This is a genomic window from Enteroscipio rubneri, from assembly GCF_002899715.1.
GTDB classification, from domain to species: Bacteria; Actinomycetota; Coriobacteriia; order Coriobacteriales; family Eggerthellaceae; genus Enteroscipio; species Enteroscipio rubneri.
The window spans coordinates 58,242-78,541 of record NZ_PPEK01000008.1; the positions used below are offsets into that span (position 1 = coordinate 58,242).

The 20,300-nt window shown below is 62.3% G+C and carries 15 protein-coding genes and 1 riboswitch; of the genes, 7 read left to right on the plus strand and 8 right to left on the minus strand.

Annotated elements, in window-relative coordinates:
* Positions 1–211: 211 nt before the first annotated feature.
* The 3 genes from C2L71_RS07650 (at position 212) to C2L71_RS07660 (ending at position 5,148) form a co-directional block, all read left to right on the plus strand.
* Positions 212–1,687, plus strand: coding sequence for a response regulator transcription factor (locus C2L71_RS07650; RefSeq protein ID WP_157938954.1), 1,476 nt, complete (start codon positions 212–214; stop codon positions 1,685–1,687).
* A gap of 124 nt (positions 1,688–1,811) precedes the next feature.
* Entirely contained in the window at positions 1,812–3,272 is a 1,461-nt protein-coding gene (locus tag C2L71_RS07655; RefSeq protein ID WP_157938955.1) for a helix-turn-helix transcriptional regulator, read from the plus strand.
* Between the two features lie 136 nt (positions 3,273–3,408).
* Positions 3,409–5,148: an FAD-binding protein gene (locus C2L71_RS07660; protein WP_103265189.1), complete on the plus strand. Its 1,740-nt coding sequence runs from the start codon at positions 3,409–3,411 to the stop codon at positions 5,146–5,148.
* Between the two features lie 343 nt (positions 5,149–5,491).
* Here C2L71_RS07660 and C2L71_RS07665 read toward each other — a convergent pair whose 3' ends face one another.
* Positions 5,492–5,761, minus strand: a complete 270-nt coding sequence (locus C2L71_RS07665; protein WP_103265190.1) for an ACT domain-containing protein — start codon at positions 5,759–5,761, stop codon at positions 5,492–5,494.
* Positions 5,762–5,913: 152 nt separating this feature from the next.
* Positions 5,914–6,483 carry a GTP cyclohydrolase I FolE gene (gene folE / locus C2L71_RS07670; protein ID WP_103265191.1) on the minus strand — a complete coding sequence of 190 codons (570 nt, stop codon included), beginning with the start codon at positions 6,481–6,483 and terminating at the stop codon, positions 5,914–5,916.
* A 309-nt stretch (positions 6,484–6,792) separates the two neighbouring features.
* Between folE and C2L71_RS07680 the strand changes: the two genes are divergently transcribed.
* Positions 6,793–8,511: a helix-turn-helix transcriptional regulator gene (locus C2L71_RS07680; protein WP_103265193.1), complete on the plus strand. Its 1,719-nt coding sequence runs from the start codon at positions 6,793–6,795 to the stop codon at positions 8,509–8,511.
* A gap of 231 nt (positions 8,512–8,742) precedes the next feature.
* Positions 8,743–10,398 carry an FAD-dependent oxidoreductase gene (locus tag C2L71_RS07685; protein ID WP_103265194.1) on the plus strand — a complete coding sequence of 552 codons (1,656 nt, stop codon included), beginning with the start codon at positions 8,743–8,745 and terminating at the stop codon, positions 10,396–10,398.
* A 247-nt stretch (positions 10,399–10,645) separates the two neighbouring features.
* Here the strand turns inward: C2L71_RS07685 and C2L71_RS07690 are convergent, their stop codons facing one another.
* The 4 genes from C2L71_RS07690 to C2L71_RS07700 all read right to left on the minus strand — a co-directional run bounded on the left by C2L71_RS07690 (position 10,646) and on the right by C2L71_RS07700 (position 15,535).
* On the minus strand, positions 10,646–11,503 hold the full coding sequence (locus C2L71_RS07690) for an exodeoxyribonuclease III (RefSeq protein ID WP_103265195.1): 858 nt from the start codon (positions 11,501–11,503) through the stop codon (positions 10,646–10,648).
* Between the two features lie 13 nt (positions 11,504–11,516).
* Entirely contained in the window at positions 11,517–11,672 is a 156-nt protein-coding gene (locus C2L71_RS12030) for a hypothetical protein (protein ID WP_157938956.1), read from the minus strand.
* 147 nt (positions 11,673–11,819) lie between these two features.
* On the minus strand, positions 11,820–12,290 hold the full coding sequence (locus C2L71_RS07695; protein ID WP_103265196.1) for a 23S rRNA (pseudouridine(1915)-N(3))-methyltransferase RlmH: 471 nt from the start codon (positions 12,288–12,290) through the stop codon (positions 11,820–11,822).
* Between the two features lie 407 nt (positions 12,291–12,697).
* Entirely contained in the window at positions 12,698–15,535 is a 2,838-nt protein-coding gene (locus C2L71_RS07700) for an MSCRAMM family protein (protein ID WP_103265197.1), read from the minus strand.
* Positions 15,536–15,854: 319 nt separating this feature from the next.
* Positions 15,855–15,953: riboswitch (glycine riboswitch) on the plus strand.
* A gap of 145 nt (positions 15,954–16,098) precedes the next feature.
* Between C2L71_RS07700 and C2L71_RS07705 the strand changes: the two genes are divergently transcribed.
* Both C2L71_RS07705 and C2L71_RS07710 read left to right on the plus strand, forming a co-directional pair.
* A complete protein-coding gene (locus C2L71_RS07705; protein WP_103265198.1) occupies positions 16,099–17,616 on the plus strand; it encodes an alanine/glycine:cation symporter family protein in 1,518 nt (505 codons plus the stop codon).
* A gap of 289 nt (positions 17,617–17,905) precedes the next feature.
* Positions 17,906–18,508 (plus strand): cytidylate kinase-like family protein, encoded by a 603-nt coding sequence (locus C2L71_RS07710; RefSeq protein WP_103265199.1) that lies wholly within the window; start codon positions 17,906–17,908, stop codon positions 18,506–18,508.
* A 38-nt stretch (positions 18,509–18,546) separates the two neighbouring features.
* On the opposite strand, the gene C2L71_RS07715 is transcribed toward C2L71_RS07710, so the two are convergent.
* Together C2L71_RS07715 and C2L71_RS07720 are read right to left on the minus strand one after the other, a co-directional pair.
* The gene (locus C2L71_RS07715) at positions 18,547–19,056 is read right to left on the minus strand and encodes a shikimate kinase (protein ID WP_103265200.1); all 510 of its coding nucleotides are present in this window, start codon (positions 19,054–19,056) and stop codon (positions 18,547–18,549) included.
* A gap of 160 nt (positions 19,057–19,216) precedes the next feature.
* Positions 19,217–20,188: a DMT family transporter gene (locus C2L71_RS07720; protein WP_103265201.1), complete on the minus strand. Its 972-nt coding sequence runs from the start codon at positions 20,186–20,188 to the stop codon at positions 19,217–19,219.
* Positions 20,189–20,300 lie beyond the last annotated feature (112 nt).

The window sequence follows — 20,300 nt, forward strand, 5'->3', positions numbered from 1 at the left end:
GCGCAGCTAGCACGTTACGATTCCTCCGATGTGCTGTCACTCGGGCGCGTGGATCGGCGGGGATGATCTTGCTCATCCCCCCTCATCCTTCTCCATCTACTACCCATTTCATCAGGTAATTCCATGCCTAACGAAAGCTTCGACTCGACGGATCGTCACCGGCACTGCACGTATTTGCTATAGAATGGGAACGACGGCATGGGAGGGTCCTATGGGGATATGCTCGACGTCGAAACAGCCGGGGCGCGATTCCGCCCCTCATGGAACCGGAGATGGCAAGACCGTCGGTCTCTTTGCCCGGCTGCCTTCCATCCCTCTTGCTTTTCTGGGGTTCGGCATCTATCGCGCGTGGATCGAACTAGCCTTCGTCGGATCGTTTGTCGATTTTCCAGCCACGCAGTACAGCGGACATGATTGCTTCGATCTGACGATTCTTGCGACGGCGCTCGTCTTCGTCGCCGCCTCGCGGCGTCTCGGCACCCTGTACAACCGCAAGGTGCTCTACGGAGCGTGCGGGATCTCCTTGATCGGATCCACGCTGGGGCTGTTCGCTTCGCTGTACGCCCCGGAGTATGCCGCGACGCTCGCCGTGCCCTCTGCGGTGCTGGGCGGGTTCGGCATTGCCTTGAGCATCCTGTTCTGGTCAGAGCTGTACTGCTGCCTCAATCCAGTGCGCGTCGCGCTGTATTTCTGCGCATCCATTGTTGCGGGAGCGATGCTCATCTACATCTGCCGAGGATTCCTCATGCCGTGGCTTTTCGCTGCCATGCTGATCATGCCCCTCGCATCGCTCGCCTGCCTTCGAGCGAGCTTCCGCTCCCTCCCTCCCGAAGAACTCCCGCATCCGTACCGGGGTAGCTTCTCCTTCCCTTGGAAACCGATTCTGCTCATGGCCTTGTTCGCCTTCGCTTACGGATTAAAAGAGTCCTCGCTCTACGCAAGCACGTTCGGGCCGCATTCGGCATTCGGCACCGTCGTTATGGCATCTCTCGTATTCGTCGGCGTGGTGTTTCAGGGCGGCAAGTTCGACTTTAGGGTGATCTACCGGTTCGCCCTGCCGCTCATGGTGGGAACGTTCCTCATCCTGCCAAGCCTGGGATTTCTGGACAATGCAGCGGCTGACTTCTGCTTGACCGGCGCGTACACCGCCTTCTCCATCCTCATCATGATCATCCTGACCAGCCTGAGCTTCCGACAGGGCATATCCGCCATTTGGCTGTTCGGCATCGAACGCGCCATACGCGTCTCGTTCAACATGCTCGGACGGCAAACGGAATCGCTCGTTTCCGAAACCGATTTCATGGGCGGTCTTCCTCCGGACTTCGTTCTGAACGCGCTCGTCATCCTTCTGGTAGCCGTACTCACCATGATGCTTCTGACGAGCAAGGGAATGCCGGATCGCTGGGGAGTCGCCTTTTTCGATAGCTCCGAGGACGCCGACGAAAGCTATCTCGTCAACGACCAGCATCTTGCGGCGCTGTGCGGAAAGGTGGCGAAAGAGCGCCTGCTCTCGCAACGAGAAGAGGAGGTGCTGTTCCTGTTGGCTCAGCGAAAGTCGATTGGCGCCGTTGAGAAGGAACTCGTGGTGGCCAAAGGAACCGCGAAGACCCACATCAGAAACGTGTACCGCAAGCTTGACGTGCACTCGCGCGACGAGCTTGTCGAATACCTGGAAATGCACGACTGACGTTGCGACGACACCTGCCATCATAGCAGAGCCCGGCGGCGCGGACGCAAAAGTCATGCTACAGTATCGATGCCCCCTCGCCGATGTCTGTCATCGGCGAAACGAAGCCAGCAAGGAGAAATGCGTGCAAGAGGGTTCTGTATCCACGTTCGTTCGGGAAGCGAAGGGCCTGTGCGTCGATGCTTCGGCTGCGCTCAAAAGCAACCTCCTTCTCGTACTTGGAAGCATCGCATGGTGGGGCAGCCATTTTTTGTTGCTCTGGAACGTCCCCATCGCAACGCTCGATTCGTTCATGAGCGGCTATGACGGCAGGTTCGTGCTCACCATCGCAGGAACCGTCGTCGCCCTCGGAGCCTTGGCCTTGCTTGCATGGCGCAAGCCGAACCTCAGCTTGTACGCGCATCCCGCCTCGTATGCGATGTTCGCCGGCTGCGCATCGCTTGCGCTCGTGCTGCTCGTGATACCATCCATCGTCGAAGCGGGCGCCTTCGCGGGCGCCGTCGGCGCGTTGCTTTCCGGTATCGGGAACAGCTTCGCACTGGTCCTGTACGGCGAGCTGCATGCGCGCATGGGCTACCGCTTCGTACCGCTGGCCTGCGCGGTCGAGACCGTCGCAGGGGTTGTCGTGTTCGCCCTGCTCTCGCAGCTGCCGATGATCGCGGAAATGGTTGCAGCCGCAATGCTCGTGCTGATTGCCGCCGCCCTCTATTTCACCTCCGCTCGCTCCCCTGAAAGATCCGCAGACGTTCCCGCTCCGACGCGCGTCGATATGACCGTGCGGTCATTGGTGGCCCTCGCCATGCTCACCGGGTTCGCTTACGGCCTTCTGCGCACATTCGCTATCGGAGGTCTCGAAGCGGCCAGCATGCGTGCGGGAATGACCTCGGAAGCTATCGGTACCTGCCTGAGCGCACTTCTATTGGTCGCCGTCTTTTTTCTCCAATACCGGCAGTCGCTTTTCGAGCAGTGCCTGTTGTTCGTTGTTCCGCTCGTGGCCACAGGGATGCTGCTGATATCGGTACAGGGAGTGAGCGTGGTCGCCCCTATGGCCGTCAACACGGGGGGTTTCGCATGCTTTTTCAACCTGATGTGGTATTTCGCAGCGGTTTTAGCCGCACGCAGCACACGGCATCGCGTTACTTTTCTCGTGGCATTGCTGTTCTTCGGCAGCCAATTCGGACAGCTGCTGGGAGCATTGGTGCCCGTGCAGTTCGCCAATGCGTTTTCCAGCGGACTGATGTATATGCTGCTGCTCGTCCTAACGCTTTTCCTCTACTGGCGCGCGAAATCGCTTCGAAGCGCTGCGGAGGCGCCGAATCAAGCGGCGGCGTTGTCCGCCGTTTACGGAGAAGACTCAGTGAGCAGCCAGTCTGCTGTTTGGGTGAAGCAGTTTGGCCTGAGCCCCCGTGAAGCGGAGATAGCCCAGTTGCTCGTGCAGAGGATCCCCTATAAACAGATAGGCGAAGAATTGTTCGTTTCGGGAAACACGGTGAAAACTCACGTGCGCAACATCTACAAAAAGGCTGACGTATCATCGCGCGAAGAGCTGCTCGAAAAGCTGAACGACCTCGCGAAAAAAGGGTGACCCCGGAAATTTCTTTTTATTCTTCCTGATCAAAAGTACTATTTGAATTCACACTTTATTCGCGATTGCCGCATGCGGCAATGGTTCCTAGAATCCTTCAACGGTTTCGAAGCAATCGAAGAAGGAGGGAATCGCCATGAGCGATAGTTCGAGAAATCTTGATCGGCGCACGTTCTTGAAGGGGGGACTCGTTGCAGGCGCAGCCGCAGCAACCGGCTCCATGTTGGCGGCGTGCTCGCCGCAGTCCACCGGCGCATCCGGCGCGCACGACGATGCCGACGGCGGCACGACAGCTTCCCCGGTGGGCGCCGGCTATGCCAACCCCGACGGCGTAGGCATTCCAGTCAATCCCGACTCGACCGAGGATGTGGATGTCGTCGTCATTGGCTCCGGCATGGGCGGTTTTACGGCTGCGATGCTCACCAAGGAGCAGGACCCTGATGCAAAGGTGGTGATGCTTGAAAAGCAAGACGCCCTCGGCGGCAATACGAACTTCGCCGAGGGCGGTGCCGGATTCCTCAACATGTCGCCGGAAGAGGCGCGCGCGGCGGTGCAGGCGGATATGATCCAGCGCAATTTCGTCGTGGACGCATCGCTGTTCTACGCGCTGCGTACCCAGCAAGGAGATTGCGCCGACTGGCTGTTCGGGAAGCACGGAGTGCGGGTAAAAGACTACGGCAGCGGGCAGCCCCTCTACGAGGGCGGCACAGGCGCATCCGCCATCGCAACGCTCACCCCGCAGGCCGAACAGCTGGGCGTCGACATCCGCACCGGCTCCCGCGCGTTCGCGCTCGTTTTGGAAGACGAGTATGCCGTCACAGGCGTGCAGTACAAGGCTTCCGACAGCAGTGTCGTCCAGCTTAACGCCAAGGCCGTGGTGATCGCATCGGGCGGAATGAACAGCAACCCCGAGCTGCTCAAGCTCTATTCGAACGTGGATCTGAACAAGGTCATGCCCCTTGGCGTCGGGCAGGACGGCGACGGCCACCTCATGGTGGAGCAGACCGCGCATGGACGCACCGGGCTGCAGACTATCGATGGATTCTTCGCGGGCATCGGCACGGCCGACGATCCGTGCGGGTTCGACTCCGACCTCAACACGGCTGCCGGATTCCAGTTCTCGAGCGTCTTTGTGAACCAGTACGGCAATCGCTTCTACGATGAGTCGTTCGGCTTCAACACCGGCTCACAGCTGTTCTTCACGTGCATCCCGCAGGTCGTCTTGTCGCAAAGCCAGGCGTTTTCGCTGTTCGATGAGTCCTATATCCAGAGATGGGAGGCCGGCGAATGGCAGAACGGACACAACGGATTCGATAGCGCCACGAAAAAAGGAACCCCGCTCGAAATCCGATCGAACATCGAAAAGGTGCAGGACAAGGAGTGGTTCTACCAAGCCGATACCATCGAGGAACTGGGGGCGGCCATCGCGTCGGACGTGGAGAGCTTCGATGCGGCGGGATTCGTCAAAACCGTAGAGGCGTACAACGCCGCTGCGGACGGGGCTCCCGACGAGTACGGCAAACCGCAGGAATTCATCTGGCCGCTCAAGACCGCCCCGTTTTACGCGGCAAAGGTCGGCGTGAACGCCTACAACACCAACGGCGGCATCCACATTAACACCGATGCACAGGTGGTTGACCCCAACGGCAAGGCCATCACCGGCTTGTACGCCTCGGGCATCGCCACCGCCGGCTGGGACAGCCAGGTATACGGCGGCGGCACCAACCAGCCTGTAGCCCTGTGGTGCTCCTGCGCGGCAGCGCGCCATATCGTGGAGAGTCGTTTGAACAAGACGGTCGCCGAAGACTGGATGGGAGATATTCCCATGGCATCGATTCTGGGGGAAGACTACGCGAACGCCAATCCGCTCGGTTGAGTTTTCGACCGCCCCGTCCGCAGCTGGAATCGACCGCCCCGCCCGCAGGCGGAAGAGAGCAAGTTTATCGGCGACTCCGCCTATGGGAAGGGGCGGAGTCGCCCCCATCGCACGAGCGGCCGCCCTCCCGTCGCGCATACGGGCGCGGGCGGCTGCTTCGCGCGTGGCGCGTGCGGGCGGCTGCTTCCCACATGCTGCATGCCCTGCGAGCGGCTACACCCCGCGTGACGTTGCGACGGGCGGCTGCTTCGCGCGTGGCACGTGCGGTTGCCCCTCCCATTACGCGTGCGCCGTTGCGGTGGCTGCCCCCTGCGCTCTGCGCCATCAGCCGGAGCGGGCGCGCTTAAATCTTGTACATGTACTGGAACACGTCTTCGCGCTGGATGATCACCTGGACGCCCAGGTTCTCACCCACGGCCTCTAGCTTCTCCTGCACGGTGTTGAAATCGGCGACCGCGGTATCGAGCGTGGTGAGCATCGTCATCGAGAAGATGTCGTCGAGGATGGTCTGGCTGATGTCGTCGATGTTCGCGCCGCATTCCGCAAGCGCCGTCGACACGGCGGCGACGATGCCACTGCGATCCTTACCCAGAACCGAGATAACGCACTTCATTGGCTGATCCCTTTCGCTTTGTCCTCGTGACTTCAACCGGCGAGTTGGTGGCCGCCGGACGGCGTCTTATTCGTTCTTCATCCATAGTACCTGATCGCGAACGAGTGTTTCACGTGAAACATCCGATGTGCACACGGACGCTGCGACGGCGCTCAGTCCCTGCGCGCGAAGATGAGCGACAGGGCCTCGGCGCGGGTGGCCTGGCTTCGCTCGAACGCGCCGCGGACGGCGCTCGTCGTGGTTTTCGCGCCGGCCTTCTTCACGCCACGCATGCTCATGCACAGGTGCTCGGCCTCTAGCACCACGATGACGCCCTGGGGGTGCAGCTGCTCGATGAGCGTGTCCGCGATCTGCGACGTGAGGCGCTCCTGCACCTGCGGGCGCTTCGCGAACACGTCCACGAGGCGCGCGAGCTTCGACAGCCCGCAGATGCGTCCATCGGCCGCCGGGATGTAAGCCACGTGCGCCATGCCGAAGAACGGCACCAAGTGGTGCTCGCACATGGAGTAGAACGGGATGTCGCGCACCAGCACCATTTCCTCGTGGTGCTCGTCGAACGTGGTGGCGAAGTGCTCGGCCGGGTCCTGCTTCAGGCCCGCGAACACCTCCTCGTACATGCGCGCCACGCGCGCCGGCGTCTCGCGCAGGCCCTCGCGCTCGGGATCCTCTCCTACACCTTCAAGGATGAGCCGAACACCTGCTTCGATTTTCTCTCGATCCATCGGTCGCCTATCGTCCATCTATTCTCTGTTTTTGCCTTCATTCGCCCGCGCGGAACTATGCCGTGCGCGCATCGTTCGCATGCATCATAGCACGACCAAACAATGCGCCGTGCCGCACTGCGTCGCGACCGGCGCCCACCTCCTGCGTCCGTGAAGCGAACCGCGAGCGCACGCGACCCACGTCCGCCATCGTCACAAACGATGGCGACCCGCTCCCAGCGCCGTGGAGCGCGGCCCGAGCGCGCACCCCCGCCTGGCTCATGGACGAATCAGGTATAATCTGCTTTCGTACTACAAAGGGGAGGCACGGTGGACACGCAACCGAGCATAGCCGAACGATACTTCTCGCTGGGAGGAGCCAACTATATTGGTCTAGGCTTCTATTGGGCGTGGCTGTTTATAACGTTCTACACATCGGTTCTTCTGCCCCCATCGACAGATCAAACCATGAGCGGTCTGTGGAACTGGGCCGCATGGGCCCATGCGCTCACGCTCATCACCTGCGCCCTGCTCGCTCGACGACTCCAGCCGTACGCGCTCAGACGTTCTTCCATCGCCCTCTCATCGCTCGCAACTCTGGGCGGGACCCTGCTGATCCCCCTGGGATCGCTGCTTTTGGGAACGGCCTCGCCCGTGGCGGTCGTGCTTGCCACCATCGGCGCCCTCGTCACCGGCGTGACGACCGCCTGGCTTGTGCTGGCATGGAGCGTCCTGTACAGCCGACGCGGAGCGCGCTTCTCGCTCTTCGGGATTATCGCTTCGTACCTGCTGGCCGCCCTCATCTTCTTCCTCGTGCAGCTCATGTCTTCGCCGATCGCCATCGCCACGACTGCGCTGATGCCCGTTTGCTCGGCCATTCTGCTGTACGCCGCAAGCCTCGATGCGCCCGTGAATGGAACGGTCGACGCGCCAGCAGATGAAACCGATAGCTCGCCGGCAGGCGCCGACGGCAATCCACCCGCGCACCGACGCGCCGAAACGACCCGTCGCTTCGCCCCGCGCCTTATCCTGCCGTTGACGGCCGTGTTGCTGTACGCGCTGTGCGGCGAGGTGCTGCGCGGATTCGCGACGGCGCCCGGCGACGGGACGAACCTCGACGACATGGGGAATCTCTACTTGCTAGGAAGCGCTGTCGGCGTTGTCGTCATGGGCATCATCCTGGCCCTCATTCCCCGGTTCGCGCACAAGAAGCCCTCCGAGATGCCCGGCATCCGCGTCACGCTGCTCATCATGGCGGCCGGGTTCCTGGTCGCCACGCTCACCAGCACCTCGTTCTTCTTCGCCTACGCCGTATTCGGCGCGGCGTTCCAGTGCTTCCGCGCGCTCGTATGGATGTATAGCGCCGATGTCACCGAACGCACCGGCGCACCGGCATTCGCCGTATTCGGCGCATCGCAAGGCTGTGCCGCGTTGGCCGTGGTGCTCGGCGTGCCTATCGCTTCGTCGCTCAATCAGGCAGTTTCGGTCGGAGCAGCTCAGCTGCCGGTGATTGCATCGGTCGCCGTATTCCTGATCTTCACCTCGGCGGTGCTTGTCGTCAACCCGAAAGACCTCGAAACCGCCTGGGGCCTCATACCGCCCGGAGCGGAACCCGATACTGCGACACGCGCGCAGGCGAAGGGGGATGACGCCCCGTCCGACGCCAGCGCCCTGTGCGAAGCCGACGCCCCGTCCGGCGCCGGCGCCGAAGCCACGTCCGAAGCCGACGCCGGCGCCCTGTCGGAAGCCCACGCCCTGTCCGATGCGCGGGACGGGACCGTCGGCGCGAACAGCGGCGCATCTGCGGACGATCCAGCGAACGACGATGCGCTTTCCTTTCTGTCCGACACCTACGGCCTCACGGCCCGCGAGTCCGAAGTGGCCCGGCTTTTGGCAAAGGGACGCAGCCTGCCCTTCATCCAAGAGGAACTCCACATCGCGCAAGGCACGGCACAAACGCACCTCGTCCATATCTATCGCAAGCTCGGCGTCCATTCGCGGCAAGAGTTTCTCGATGTGGTTGAATCTCAGACATCCCCTTCAAAATAACGCAGGCTCGATTCGACCTTCGTGTATCGCTCGAACAGTACGACATGACGCCAGGCTACGTATCGCCTGTTCATAAACAGATTTCTGGCGCATCGTATGGATCGTACGATCGCGCATTTACCAAAAATCGAACAGTTTATCGGACGACAGGCGCTCCTGGTTCCCGCATGATGCCGACAGACGGCGAAACGCTGCCGTCGCGTGCATAACCATTTTTGGGAAGGGGATATCATGCGCAAGGAACAACCACTTGTAACCAGGCGTTCGTTCATCGGCTTGGGAGGCGTGGCCGCAGCCACCATCGCAGCCGGCTCACTTGCCGGATGCGCTTCGGGTTCCGGCTCGTCAGGATCATCTGGCGGCGACAAGGCAGCGACGCCAGCGGAGTCGACCGACTACAAGGCGGCTCCGGCGCCTATCGCCGACGACGACATCAAGGAAACGGTCGAGGCCGACATCGTCGTCGTCGGCGGCGGCATCTCCGGAGCCGTTGCGGCGGCAACCGCAGCCGAAGCGGGCAAGAAGGTGGTCGTGCTGCAAAAGGCCGAGACGGCACTCTCGCACGGGTCGGGCGCAGCAGCTTGGAATTCGAAGGCGCAGCTGGAGGTCGGAGCCGACTTCGATCCGTGGGACGCCGTCACCGAATGGACGCGTCAGGGCGAAAACCGTGCCGACCTCGACCTTCTGAAAACGTGGATCTATAACAGCGGGCCCACCATAGACTGGGCGACCGCGCTCACCAACGACGTCGAAGGCGTCGGCCCCGTGATCATGACCTATCAGCCCGGTATGGAATATCCCGACGAGTACAACAAGTGCTTCCCCACCGTGCACATGTGGACCGGCCAGATGCAGGCGCTCGCCCAGTGGCTGCTCGATTACGCCGAAAAAAACGGTGCGGAAGTGCGCTACAGCACGCCGGCCGTGCAGCTCGTGCGCGACGACGACAATACAGGCCGTGTGAGCGCCGCCATCGCCGAGGGATCGGACGGCTATATCAAGGTCACTGCCGCCGATGGCGTGATCCTCGCTGCGGGCGATTACGGCAACAACCCCCAGATGCGCGCCGAGTATCTACCGCATGCCGAAGGCTTGAAGTCGGCCTACACTCGCCCCGACATCAACACGGGCGACGGCCAGCTCATGGGCATGTGGGTAGGCGGTTTCATGCAGCTCGCGCCGCATTGCTCTAACATCCACTACGACCCGCCCATCGACGTTCCCGACATCGGCGGTTCGGGCATCCCCTGGCTGTTCGTCAACAAGAACGGCAAACGCTTCTGCAACGAGGACATGCAGTACGGACAACTGTATGCGCAGGACATGAATCAGCCCGATTACCTGCACTTCCAGGTATTCGACGACAACTTCCGCACCGATTGGACAGACATGGGTTCCGGCATGATGAAAAAGGAGCCGCCCGTCGATATCGTCGCCAGCATCGAGGCAGGCATCGAGAAAGGCGACGTATTCACAGGCGAATCCATCGAGGAATTGGCCGCAGCCATGGATGTGCCCTCCGATGCCCTGGCCGCCACGGTGGAGCGTTACAACCAGCTGTGCGATGCCGGCTACGACGACGACTACGGCAAACAGGCCGGCCGCCTGAAGCCCGTCCGCAAGGGCCCGTTCTACGCCGTAGCCCGCAGGCCCGGCGTGCTGTGCACCTTGAACGGCATCATCACGAATGGCTCGTGCCAGGCGCTTGACGCGAACCGCGAGGTCATCGAAGGCCTGTACGCCGTCGGCAACTGTCAGGGCAACTTCTTCGGCGGCCTCGAGCACCAGATGGTCATACCGGGCATGAGCCTGGGCCGCGCCATGACCACCGGACGCGTTGCCGCACTCGTGGCCAGCGGTCAGGATCTTACCAAGGGCCGCATCTAGCGAAACCGTTGCGCCGGCCGATCCCGCATCCCCGGATCGGCCGGCCATCCGCCTCGCACGACACACGACTGGCGGACAAGCATCCCGCGTTGCTTCCGAACCGCTCGCCATCGTCCGCAGTCGATCGAGGAGATGAAGACGTACTTTGCGCGATGAGGAGCCCGGCTTCGGCTCGATGTTCTCTATGTGCACGCGGCGCTCGCCGCCATGAGGAGCGTCGGAAGACGTCCAACAGACGCAGCATCGCCTATAGCGCCAGTTCCAACCCCACCGGGCAGTGGTCGCTGCCGTACACTTCGTCGTAGATGCACGCGCTTTCCACCGCGCCGGCCAGCGACTCGCTCACCAGGAAGTAGTCGATACGCCATCCCGCGTTCGTCTGCCGCGCCTTGAAACGGTAGCTCCACCACGAGTACGCGCCTGCCACGTCGGGGTGCAGATGACGGAACGTATCGACGAAGCCCGCCTCCACCAGTTCGGTGAACTTACCGCGCTCTTCGTCGGAGAAGCCGGCTTTGCCGCGGTTGGGACCGGGGTTCTTCAGGTCGATCTCCCGGTGGGCCACGTTGAAATCGCCGCACATGACAACAGGCTTCGGGTCGGCCTTCTCGCCGGGTTCGGTGCGTGGCAGCTCGGAAACGGTCACATGCCCCTCGCCCGGCGCGGGGCGTTGCACCGGCGCGCTGGCCGGCAGCACGCCTTCCTCGAGCCCCTTGCAGAAATCGCGGAACGCGTCGTCCCACTCCATGCGATGGTCGATACGCGCCAGCTCGTTCTGCGCATTCGGCGTGTACACGTCTACGAACCAGAACTGCGGAAACTCCAACGCCACGATCCGGCCTTCAGTGTCCAGGTAGTCGTTGCCCAGCCCGTGCAGCACCTGAAGCGGCTGCTCCTTCGTGAACACGGCCGTGCCGGAGTAGCCCTTCTTCTGCGCGTAGCTCCAGTACTCGCGGTACTGCGGCAGATCGAGCGTGGCCTGCCCCTCCTGCAGCTTCGTCTCTTGCAGCGCCACGATGTCGGCGTCGAGCTCGCACACGATATCCTCGAAGCCCTTCTTCTGTACGGCGCGCAAGCCGTTTACGTTCCATGAGATGAAGCGCATATTGCTGCCTTTCTTAGTCGGCCGACCTGCCCGTCCTCCGGCACTTCTGCTCCCGCGCGTTCGAGCAGTCGCGCACCTGGTGGAGCGGATCGTCCTTCCAAACTGTTTTCAATTCTCTGTTCTGCCGCTCCGGTATGGCCCTCCCCCTACGGTTTATCAGTTCCGCCATTATAGCGCTCCTCATACGACGGGCTCCGTCACGGCGGCCTCAGTCGGACACAGCCGCACGTTTCGTGCGCTGGAGCACCATCAGACCCAAAGAACAGTCGGATCAGGCGGAAAGGCGATCCCGCACAAAGCAAGACCGGACAGCCCCTCACTTATGATACGGCTCCCCGCGGGATATCTTCTGGGCGCGGTACAGCTGCTCCAGCAGCACGACGCGGGCCAGGTTGTGGGGCAGCGTGATGGGGCCGAACGACAGCAGCTCGTCGGCGCGGGCGCGCACGACGTCGCTCACGCCGTCCGAGCCGCCGATGACGAACGCGAACTCGCTCGTGCCGCCCAGCGCAAGCGCGTCGAGCCGTTTCGACAGCCCCATGCTCGAACGCTCCGCGCCGTCGATGGCCAGCAGCACGACATGCGCGGACGCGGGCAGCGCGGCCAGAATGGCAGCGCCTTCGCGCTCGCGCGCCGCGTCGACGCCTCCCGTACGAGCCGGGTCGACGTCGGCCACCTCCTTCACCGCCGTGCGCGCATAGGGTTGCAGGCGCTTGAGGTACTCGGCGCAGGCATCGGTCCAGAACCGTTCCTTCAGCTTCCCCACCGCCACAATGGTGAATCTCATGCGTCGTCAGCCGCCTCCCCGTCGTCTTCGCACGCGTCGCATGCCCGATGGTGCGCGATGCGCCGATATCCTGCCCAATGCGCACAAGCGCGCACAAGCGCGCACAAGCGTCGCATGCCCTTTTCAGTGCGCGATGCGCGGCATGCCTTGTCCTGAGCGTTTGTCCGTTGTTTCCGCGCCGCAGCTCATCTTCTAACCCGAATCCGCCCGCTCAGATACCGATAGTATAGTCCACCGGATGACCATGATGCGACGCGCATAGGCAGGCTGAATCAAAGCCGCGCGCACCCGGTAGAGACGGCATGCGCGGCTTGCGCCGTTGCCCGCCGGCAGATTCCACAAGGAACAGGCGAGCCGACCACGCGCTCGACCGTATGAGCCCGAGAAAAGCGGTTTTCCACCGGCGGCTAGCGACGACGAGCGCGATGACGCAGAGCCCTCAGCGCCGTAGCGAGCGCACCCACCGCGACCGCAGCAAGCACGCCCCAAGCTGCAAGGGGAAGCGCGTCGCCAGTACTCGCCAGATTCGCCATCGGTTTCTCTTGCGAGCCCATAGGCGTCGAAGGAGGTTGCGGCTCGGTCGGGTCGGACGGATCCGCCGGGTCGGTCGGGTCGACTGGATCCACGGGATCGGGCGGCAGCGGGGTGTTGTCCATGGTAAGGCGGGATGCCGTCTGGCCCTCGGCCACGTCGAAGAGGACGGGCGTAGCGTCAAGCTGATAACCGTCCGGGGCCTGTGTCTCCACGAATCGGTACGACCCCACCGGCAAATCGGCGACTTCGATACGGCCGCCATCGTCCGTGACCAGCGATTCGTAGCCCGCCACCTCGGCCCACGTGCCATCGCCCAGCAATGCCTCCAGCTTGAACACGGCGCCGGCCAGCGTCGTGCCGGCATCCTCCGCGTCGCGCTTCACCAGCGTAGCGCCTCCCAGCACGGGGCTCTTCTCGTTGGCAGCCGTCAAGGCAATCGGCGTCGTGGCATCGTCCGTCACCTCGAAGGCGAGGGGGGTCTCCTCCAGCATATATCCGTCGGGCGCCTCCACTTCCACGAATCGATAGCTGCCAACCGGCAGAGCCCTCGCCTCCAGTACGCCTTGAGCGTTCGTGGTCAGGCGCTCGTAGCCGTCCAGGACAGCCCAGGTGCCATCGGCGGCCTGCTGTTCAAGACGGAATACGGCGCCCCCTAGGAGGATGTTCGGATCGTCCGCATCATGCTTGGTCAGCGTCACATCGCGTAGCACAGGGCTCTTCTCGTTGTCGGCGGTGAGCGAGACCGTGCCGGCTCCATCGGGCGTGATCGCGAACTCAATCGCGTGATCGGCCATGATATAACCTGCCGGCGGCTCGATCTCCACGAACCGGTAGCTGCCCACGGGCAGATCTCCCACTTCGATAAGGCCGTCCTGGTCGGTGGATAGGTGATCGTGTCCTTCAAGCGTCGTCCAGGTGCCGTCGGCGGCCTGCTGCTCCAGCTTGAACACGGCGCCGGCCAGCCCGACGGAGGGGTTGGCGGCGTCGCGTTTCATCAGCTGCACGTCACCCATCACGGGGCTTTTCGTGTTCTCGGCCGTGAGCGCAACGGCGTGGTTTGGCGTAGACGAGGCGATGGCGAACTCCACCGGCGCTGTCTCCAACTCGTAGCCGCCAGGAGCCGAGAGCTCCACAAAGCGATACTGGCCCAGCAGCAGGCCCGTAACCGTAAGCGTGCCGTCGAAACCCGTCGTCAGACGTTCGGCGCCCGCCACCGGCGCCCAAGAGTTGTCGGGCTGCATCTTCTCCAGCTTGAACACGGCGTCAGGCAGCACGACGGAGGCGTCGTCGGCATCCACCTTCGTGAGCACGACCTTGCCATCCCTCACCTCCACGCCGCCCGAGATGACGGTGAAATGCGCGCCGCCCGAGGCCGTCTCGGACGATGAGTCGCCATACGTGAGCGTTGCGGTGTTCTGGTACTGGCCCGTCTCGGACGCGTCGGTGCGCATCTCGATGATGAACGACGTAAAGTCGCCCTTGTTCGACCCCGTGGTGGCCAGGTAGTCCGTGATGATGTCCCGCTGAGCGGTTGTCACGTTGTTCTGGGTCAGCAGGGCGGCAAGCGCCTCATCGCCCCGTCCGTCCAGTATCTTGCCCATGTTCAGCGCGCTCGACCCGTCGCCCGTGGGCACGTCGCCAAATCCGATGTACACCACATGGCCCTCCCACACGCCGATGGTGGGCTTGTTGGCGAAGCGCACGCTGTAAGCGAACTGGTCCTGCGTCATACCGTCGGCGGACGACGCGTCCACCTTCTCGAACATATCCGTGATGGGATAAGCCGCGTACTGCTGCGTCTGCGCCACGCCGTCGTCGGTGGTGGCCTGCACGGGAAGATACACCACCACCTTGTCCGACGCGATGGCCTGGCCGCCCTGCAGCTCGTCTGTGAGCAGCAGGCTTCCCTGCTTCGGCGACGGTTGCGGGTTGCCCTGCGCGTAGGACTTATAGGCGTTCACCACGTTGTCCAGGTTTACGCCCATGCTCCACACAATCTGGTTCTGCCCGGCCACCTGCGAGCCGTACTTCATCAGCGGCACACCCGGAAGCGGGGCCGTGGAGGGCGGGTCAATGCCGAACGAGGGAAGCGCCTCGCCGTTCACCGTGAACACGATGTCGTCGCCCGTGCCGCGCACATACCCTTCGAGCGAGAAGAACCCGTTGTGCAGCGACGGAAACTGCGCCCCCTCCGCAGACAGCGTGGTGACGATGGAAACGGGACCGGGTATGGGATTGCCGTTCTGGTCGTGGCTACCCGTGACCACATACGAACCGATGACCTTCGAGGTGGTAGGATCAACCAGGTCTTCCGGTCCGAAGTCGTACGCGAGGAAATGGTCGTCGCCATCGACGTTGATGGTGAACGTGCTGCCTTCTTCAGCGCCCGTCATGTCGTCAATGCTCCAGGTTATATAGATGCGCACGTAGGCCCCGTTGGTCAGATGTTCGCCCTCCGCAACATCCTGCCACGTGCTGCCCGTCTTCTTCTGCAGCGCTATGCTGTCAAGCTTCAGCCTATCGGTGAGGTCGGCTACGCGCGGCTCGGGTGCGGGAGTGTCGGCGGTCGCCTCGGCATCTTCCGCGAAAGCGGACACATGAAGCGCGAGCGAGCATAGAAACGCCGCAGCAAGCAGCGCAATGAAGGCTACCGTCCGTGTGACGAGTTTCGATTGCCGCACGGACTGCCAAGGGATGAAGAAATGCAACATGAAGCCTCCTGTCGGAAGGGATCCTCGGGTGCGTGCATCCTGTCGGAAGGGATCATCGGGCGTCCCTGGTTCTCAGGCAGGACGGGTCCTCGGGCGTGTATATCGCTCCTGCAGGAACGGGTCCTCAGGTGTCCGTATCACCATACGGGATTGCCGCGCGCGCCACGAAAGAGTGAGAGAGCGCTTTCCAAACGGTTGGCCTGCAGAAAATTGGCCGTTGTCGAACTGGCGCGGTCTTGCTACAATGTCCACCGCAAATCACAGCGTCACCCCGTTGATGCTCCCTGGATCGATGCGCATACCGCACGAGACAGGGCGTGAAGGGGCCTCTGGAGAATCCCGGCGAGAACCGGGTGCCGAAGGGGCAAGGCGGCCAAGCGCCGCCGAAACTCTCAGGCAAAAGGACAGAGCGAAGATGCCGGCTTGCCGCCTATCCATGCGGTCGCCCTCTTCCCCCTCCCCAACCTCCAGCTGCCCTTGCGCGCGCAAGGCGAAGTCGCCCGCGGCTACCGCTCACGGGCGAAGGGGAACGCACCAGGCAATCGTGCTAAGGAGGCAGGTACGTGGAAGGGTTTTTCGGCGTCATAAACGATGGGCTCGTCGCTATCGACGACTTCATCTGGGGAGTGCCGCTCATGGTGCTCATCCTGTTCGGCGGCATCTTGCTCACGGTCAGGCTGCGCGCCGTTCAGTTCAGGCAGCTGCCGCGCGCGCTGCGCTACATGATCAAGAACGAAACGGGCGGCGAAGGAGAGGTCACCAGTTTCGGCGCGCTGTGCACGGCTCTGTCAGCCACTATCGGCACCGGAAATATCGTCGGCGTGGCCACGGCCATCGTCGCCGGCGGCCCGGGCGCGCTGTTTTGGATGTGGCTGGCCGCGCTGTTCGGCATGGCGACGAAGTTCTCCGAGGGCCTGCTGGCCGTGAAGTACCGCAGCATCGACAAGAAAACCGGTCATGTGCTCGGCGGCCCGTTCTACTACATCGAACGCGGTATGGGAAAGAACTGGCGCTGGCTGGCGAAGATCTTCGCGTTCTTCGGCATGTGCGTGGGCTTGTTCGGCATCGGTACGTTCACGCAGGTCAATTCAATATCGAGCGCAATTACCGGGTTCTTCGACCCCGAGAAGAACGTCACGGTGAACATCCTTGGAATGGACTACTCCATCTTCACCGTCATCGGCTCGCTTTTGCTGGCGCTGCTTGTGGGCCTTGTGGTCATCGGCGGCCTCAAGCGCATCGCGAAAGTGTCCGAACGCGTGATTCCTGCCATGGTGGTGCTGTACGTGGGCTTCTCGCTCATACTCATTATTACGAATCTCGACAAAGTGCCGACGGCATTCGTCACCATCTTCGAGAGCGCATTCGGCCTGCAGGCGGCAGCCGGCGGTATGCTGGGCGCCATCATTGTCGCCATGCAGAAAGGCATCGCGCGCGGCATCTTCTCGAACGAGGCAGGCCTCGGCTCCGCTCCCATCGCCGCTGCAGCCGCCCAGACGAAGGAGCCGGTGCGCCAGGGCCTCGTGTCCATGACCGGCACGTTCCTCGACACGATTGTCGTGTGCTCCATGACGGGCCTCGCACTCGTTATGACGGGCGCATACCAAATTCCCGGCCTTGAGGGCGCCGCAGTCACCACTGCCGCATTCCAGGCGGGCCTGCCGTTCATCCCCGGCGACGTGGTCTCGTTCGTGCTGATGGCGTGCCTTGTGCTGTTCGGCTTCACCACCATCCTCGGATGGGACTACTACGGCGAGCGCTGCCTTGAGTACTTCAGCAACGGTTCGATGAAGGCTGTCAAAGTGTACCGCTGGCTCTACATCGCCGCCGTGTTCATCGGCCCCTACATGACCGTTGCCGCCGTGTGGACCATCGCCGACATCTTCAACGGCCTTATGGCGCTGCCGAACATGGTGGCCCTGATCGCCTTGTCGGGCGTGGTGGCCAAGGAGACGAAGGATTACTTCGCGCGCCTCAAAGCCGCTGGCGACGAGGAAGGCATGGAGCCGCACCTGCCCGGCGACAACTGGGACATCCCGCCCATCGATCCGCTGGAAGATCGACTGGGCGCTGCCAGGTAGGACGCCGCCCTGCCAGGTGGGCCTGTCAAGGCGGCGCAACCAAGTAGACTCACCTGGCAAAACAGGTGGGGCAGCCTAGGCGACCCCATCGACCAGACCTCCCGCGGCATGCGACGAGAACGCATCCGGCTTCTGCGCGATAGCGGAAAGCCGGATGCGTTCTTCTCGACGATTTTTGCCATTCCAGAGTCCTCCGCTCGGCGGCAGACGTTTTTGCATCGATTCGGTGGGGCGAAGCGGCGAACCGCTACAATACACACAACGTGGAACGCAGGAGAAAAGGAACGGTATGGACCAGCACCTCGTCATAGCTATAAGCAGGGAATATGGCAGCGGAGGTCGCGAGATCGGCGAGCGTTTGGCGGAAGAGCTCGGCATCGCGTACTACGATAAGCTGCTGCTCAAACGCATAGCCGAGGAGAGCGGCCTCGATGGCGACGTAGTGGCGGACTTCGACGAGAAACCCCTGCGACCACTGCTGCTCAATCCGAACGCTTTTTTCTGCGCGACGGATTTGGAGCATCCGGTGGCCTCCCGCATTTACCGAACGGAAGTCGATATCCTGCGCTCCATTGCCGATGAAAGCTCATGCGTCATCGTCGGCCGCTGCGCCGACTATGTACTCGCAGGCCATCCGGACCTTGTGAGCCTGTTCGTGAGCGCGCCTATGGAAGCGCGCGTCGCTCGCGTCATGCGCCGCAACACTTTGTCCGCGAGCGAAGCGCGCTCGCGCATCGCTCGCGTGGACAAGAACCGTGCGAGCTACTACCGCTACTTCACCGACGAAAACTGGGGCATGGCGCGCAACTACGACCTATGCATCAACTCCGGCGATCTCGACGCTACACGCGCGGTCTCTATAGTTCGTTGCTTTCTGGATGCGCGCTCGTAGTCGAAGTGCACTTGGACCGAACGTACGCCCTGCAAGGTCTACTTGAGCGCGTCGGCCACCTTGCGAGCAGCGGCGGTGATAGAAAGGTCGTTCACGTCGATGGTGATCTCCGCGTACTGCTCGTACAGCGGCTTGCGCTCGTCGTACAGCTCGCGCAGGCTCATACCGATGCCGCCCTTGAGCACCACACCGCGCTCCTGCAAATCGTGCAGGCGGCTCACCAGCTCGTCGTAAGATATCTGCAGGTATACCACCGTACCGATCTCGGCCAGATGCCGCATGGCCTCGTCGGAGTACACGGCCGATCCGCCCGTGGCAATGATGGACTTGGAGGCCTGGATATCGCTTAAAATCTGATTCTCGACTTCGATGAAGCCTTCGGGGCCGCACGCATCGATGAGCTTTTGCAGCGTTTTGTCGCACTGGTTCTGGATGACCAGGTCGGCGTCCATGAAATCGTAATTCATGATCTTGGCCAGCACGATGCCAAGCGTCGACTTGCCCGCACCGGGCATGCCGATGAGTATGATGTTGTCCTTCTGTGCCATGCTGCTCTCCTTTAAGCTTGAGACCGGCGACTTCGCGCACTCGTACGCGCCGCAGAAACCATGCTCGATTATAGCAGCAAGGCAATCGGTTTATGAGTCTCTTGAGTCTCCGGGTCAGGCAACCTTCGCGGCCATTGCGCAAGCCGCACACGCGACGGCCTTATTCGAGGGCGTCCGCCGCGCGAGCCGCGCGGGCCGCAGGCTGCTCCGACTCCTCCTCCTGCGGCACCTTGCGCTTAAGCGGGAATGTCTCGCTGATCACAATGGCCCCGAAGATGAGCGCAAAGCCCAGCAGCAGACGGCTCGTGATCTGCTCGTTGTACAGCAGCACGCTGAACAGTACGCCGAACACCGACTCGAGGCTGAGAAACAGCGAGGCTTGGGCAGGCGGCACGTGCGCGAGCGCCACGTTTTGGATGACGAGCGCCACGCACGATGCGAAGATCACGAGGTACGCCATGTTCCAGAAGAAGCCGGGCGTCAGGGCCGATACAGGCGGCAGGGTCTCGAAGCAGGCGCCGTAGGCAATGCCCAGCACGCCACCGACCACGAACTGCATCACCGTGAGAACGAGCACGTCGTTGGTCTCGGAGAATTTCGACACGTACACGATATGGATGGCGAACAGCAGCGCGGACACGAGCGTCATGAAGTCGCCGTAACCCATGGACAGCTCCTCGAGCGCCCCCGTGAGCGACACCAAGCCGATGCCGGCGACAGCCAGTACTGCGGCTATCAGGTTGAACGCCGTGGGTCGCTTGCGCGCAATCGCCCACCAGGCGAACGGCACGATCACGCAGTACGTCGCAGTGAGAAACGCATTTTTACCCGGCGTGGTGTTGTCCAGCCCAATGGTCTGCACCCAGAACGCCAGAAAGCACAGCACCCCGAGTATCATCCCTTTGATCAGGTAGTCCTTTTCGAAGGCGCGCGGCATGCGCCTCCAGAACACCGCGGCCAGAATGAGACCGGTCGCCAGAAAGCGAAAGCCGATGAGGTATGCAGGCTCCAGCACGTCGACGGCATCTTTCATGACGACGAAGCTGAGTCCCCAAATAACGGTGGCCACAACCAACAAGAGCTTGTAGACGCCGGTGGGAATACGACCGGATATGTTCGCGAAGGTGTTCATGGCGGATGATTATAGCAACCACCCTGCGCGCCGCCATCGCACGATTATACGTAGGTCCCGATTTCTCGCTGAAAATCCTCGCCGCGATCGGCAGCGCGCAGGGCGCAGTGGC

Excerpts from the sequence above, each read along its gene's own strand:
- C2L71_RS07700 (WP_103265197.1), bottom strand. The coding sequence starts at position 15,535 with ATGTTGCATTTCTTCATCCCTTGGCAGTCCGTGCGGCAATCGAAACTC.
- C2L71_RS07695 (WP_103265196.1), bottom strand. The coding sequence starts at position 12,290 with ATGAGATTCACCATTGTGGCGGTGGGGAAGCTGAAGGAACGGTTCTGG.
- C2L71_RS12030 (WP_157938956.1), bottom strand. The coding sequence starts at position 11,672 with ATGGCGGAACTGATAAACCGTAGGGGGAGGGCCATACCGGAGCGGCAG.
- C2L71_RS07665 (WP_103265190.1), bottom strand. The coding sequence starts at position 5,761 with ATGAAGTGCGTTATCTCGGTTCTGGGTAAGGATCGCAGTGGCATCGTC.
- C2L71_RS07650 (WP_157938954.1), top strand. The coding sequence starts at position 212 with ATGGGGATATGCTCGACGTCGAAACAGCCGGGGCGCGATTCCGCCCCT.
- C2L71_RS07715 (WP_103265200.1), bottom strand. The coding sequence starts at position 19,056 with ATGGCACAGAAGGACAACATCATACTCATCGGCATGCCCGGTGCGGGC.
- C2L71_RS07720 (WP_103265201.1), bottom strand. The coding sequence starts at position 20,188 with ATGAACACCTTCGCGAACATATCCGGTCGTATTCCCACCGGCGTCTAC.
- C2L71_RS07660 (WP_103265189.1), top strand. The coding sequence starts at position 3,409 with ATGAGCGATAGTTCGAGAAATCTTGATCGGCGCACGTTCTTGAAGGGG.
- C2L71_RS07710 (WP_103265199.1), top strand. The coding sequence starts at position 17,906 with ATGGACCAGCACCTCGTCATAGCTATAAGCAGGGAATATGGCAGCGGA.
- C2L71_RS07690 (WP_103265195.1), bottom strand. The coding sequence starts at position 11,503 with ATGCGCTTCATCTCATGGAACGTAAACGGCTTGCGCGCCGTACAGAAG.
- folE (WP_103265191.1), bottom strand. The coding sequence starts at position 6,483 with ATGGATCGAGAGAAAATCGAAGCAGGTGTTCGGCTCATCCTTGAAGGT.
- C2L71_RS07685 (WP_103265194.1), top strand. The coding sequence starts at position 8,743 with ATGCGCAAGGAACAACCACTTGTAACCAGGCGTTCGTTCATCGGCTTG.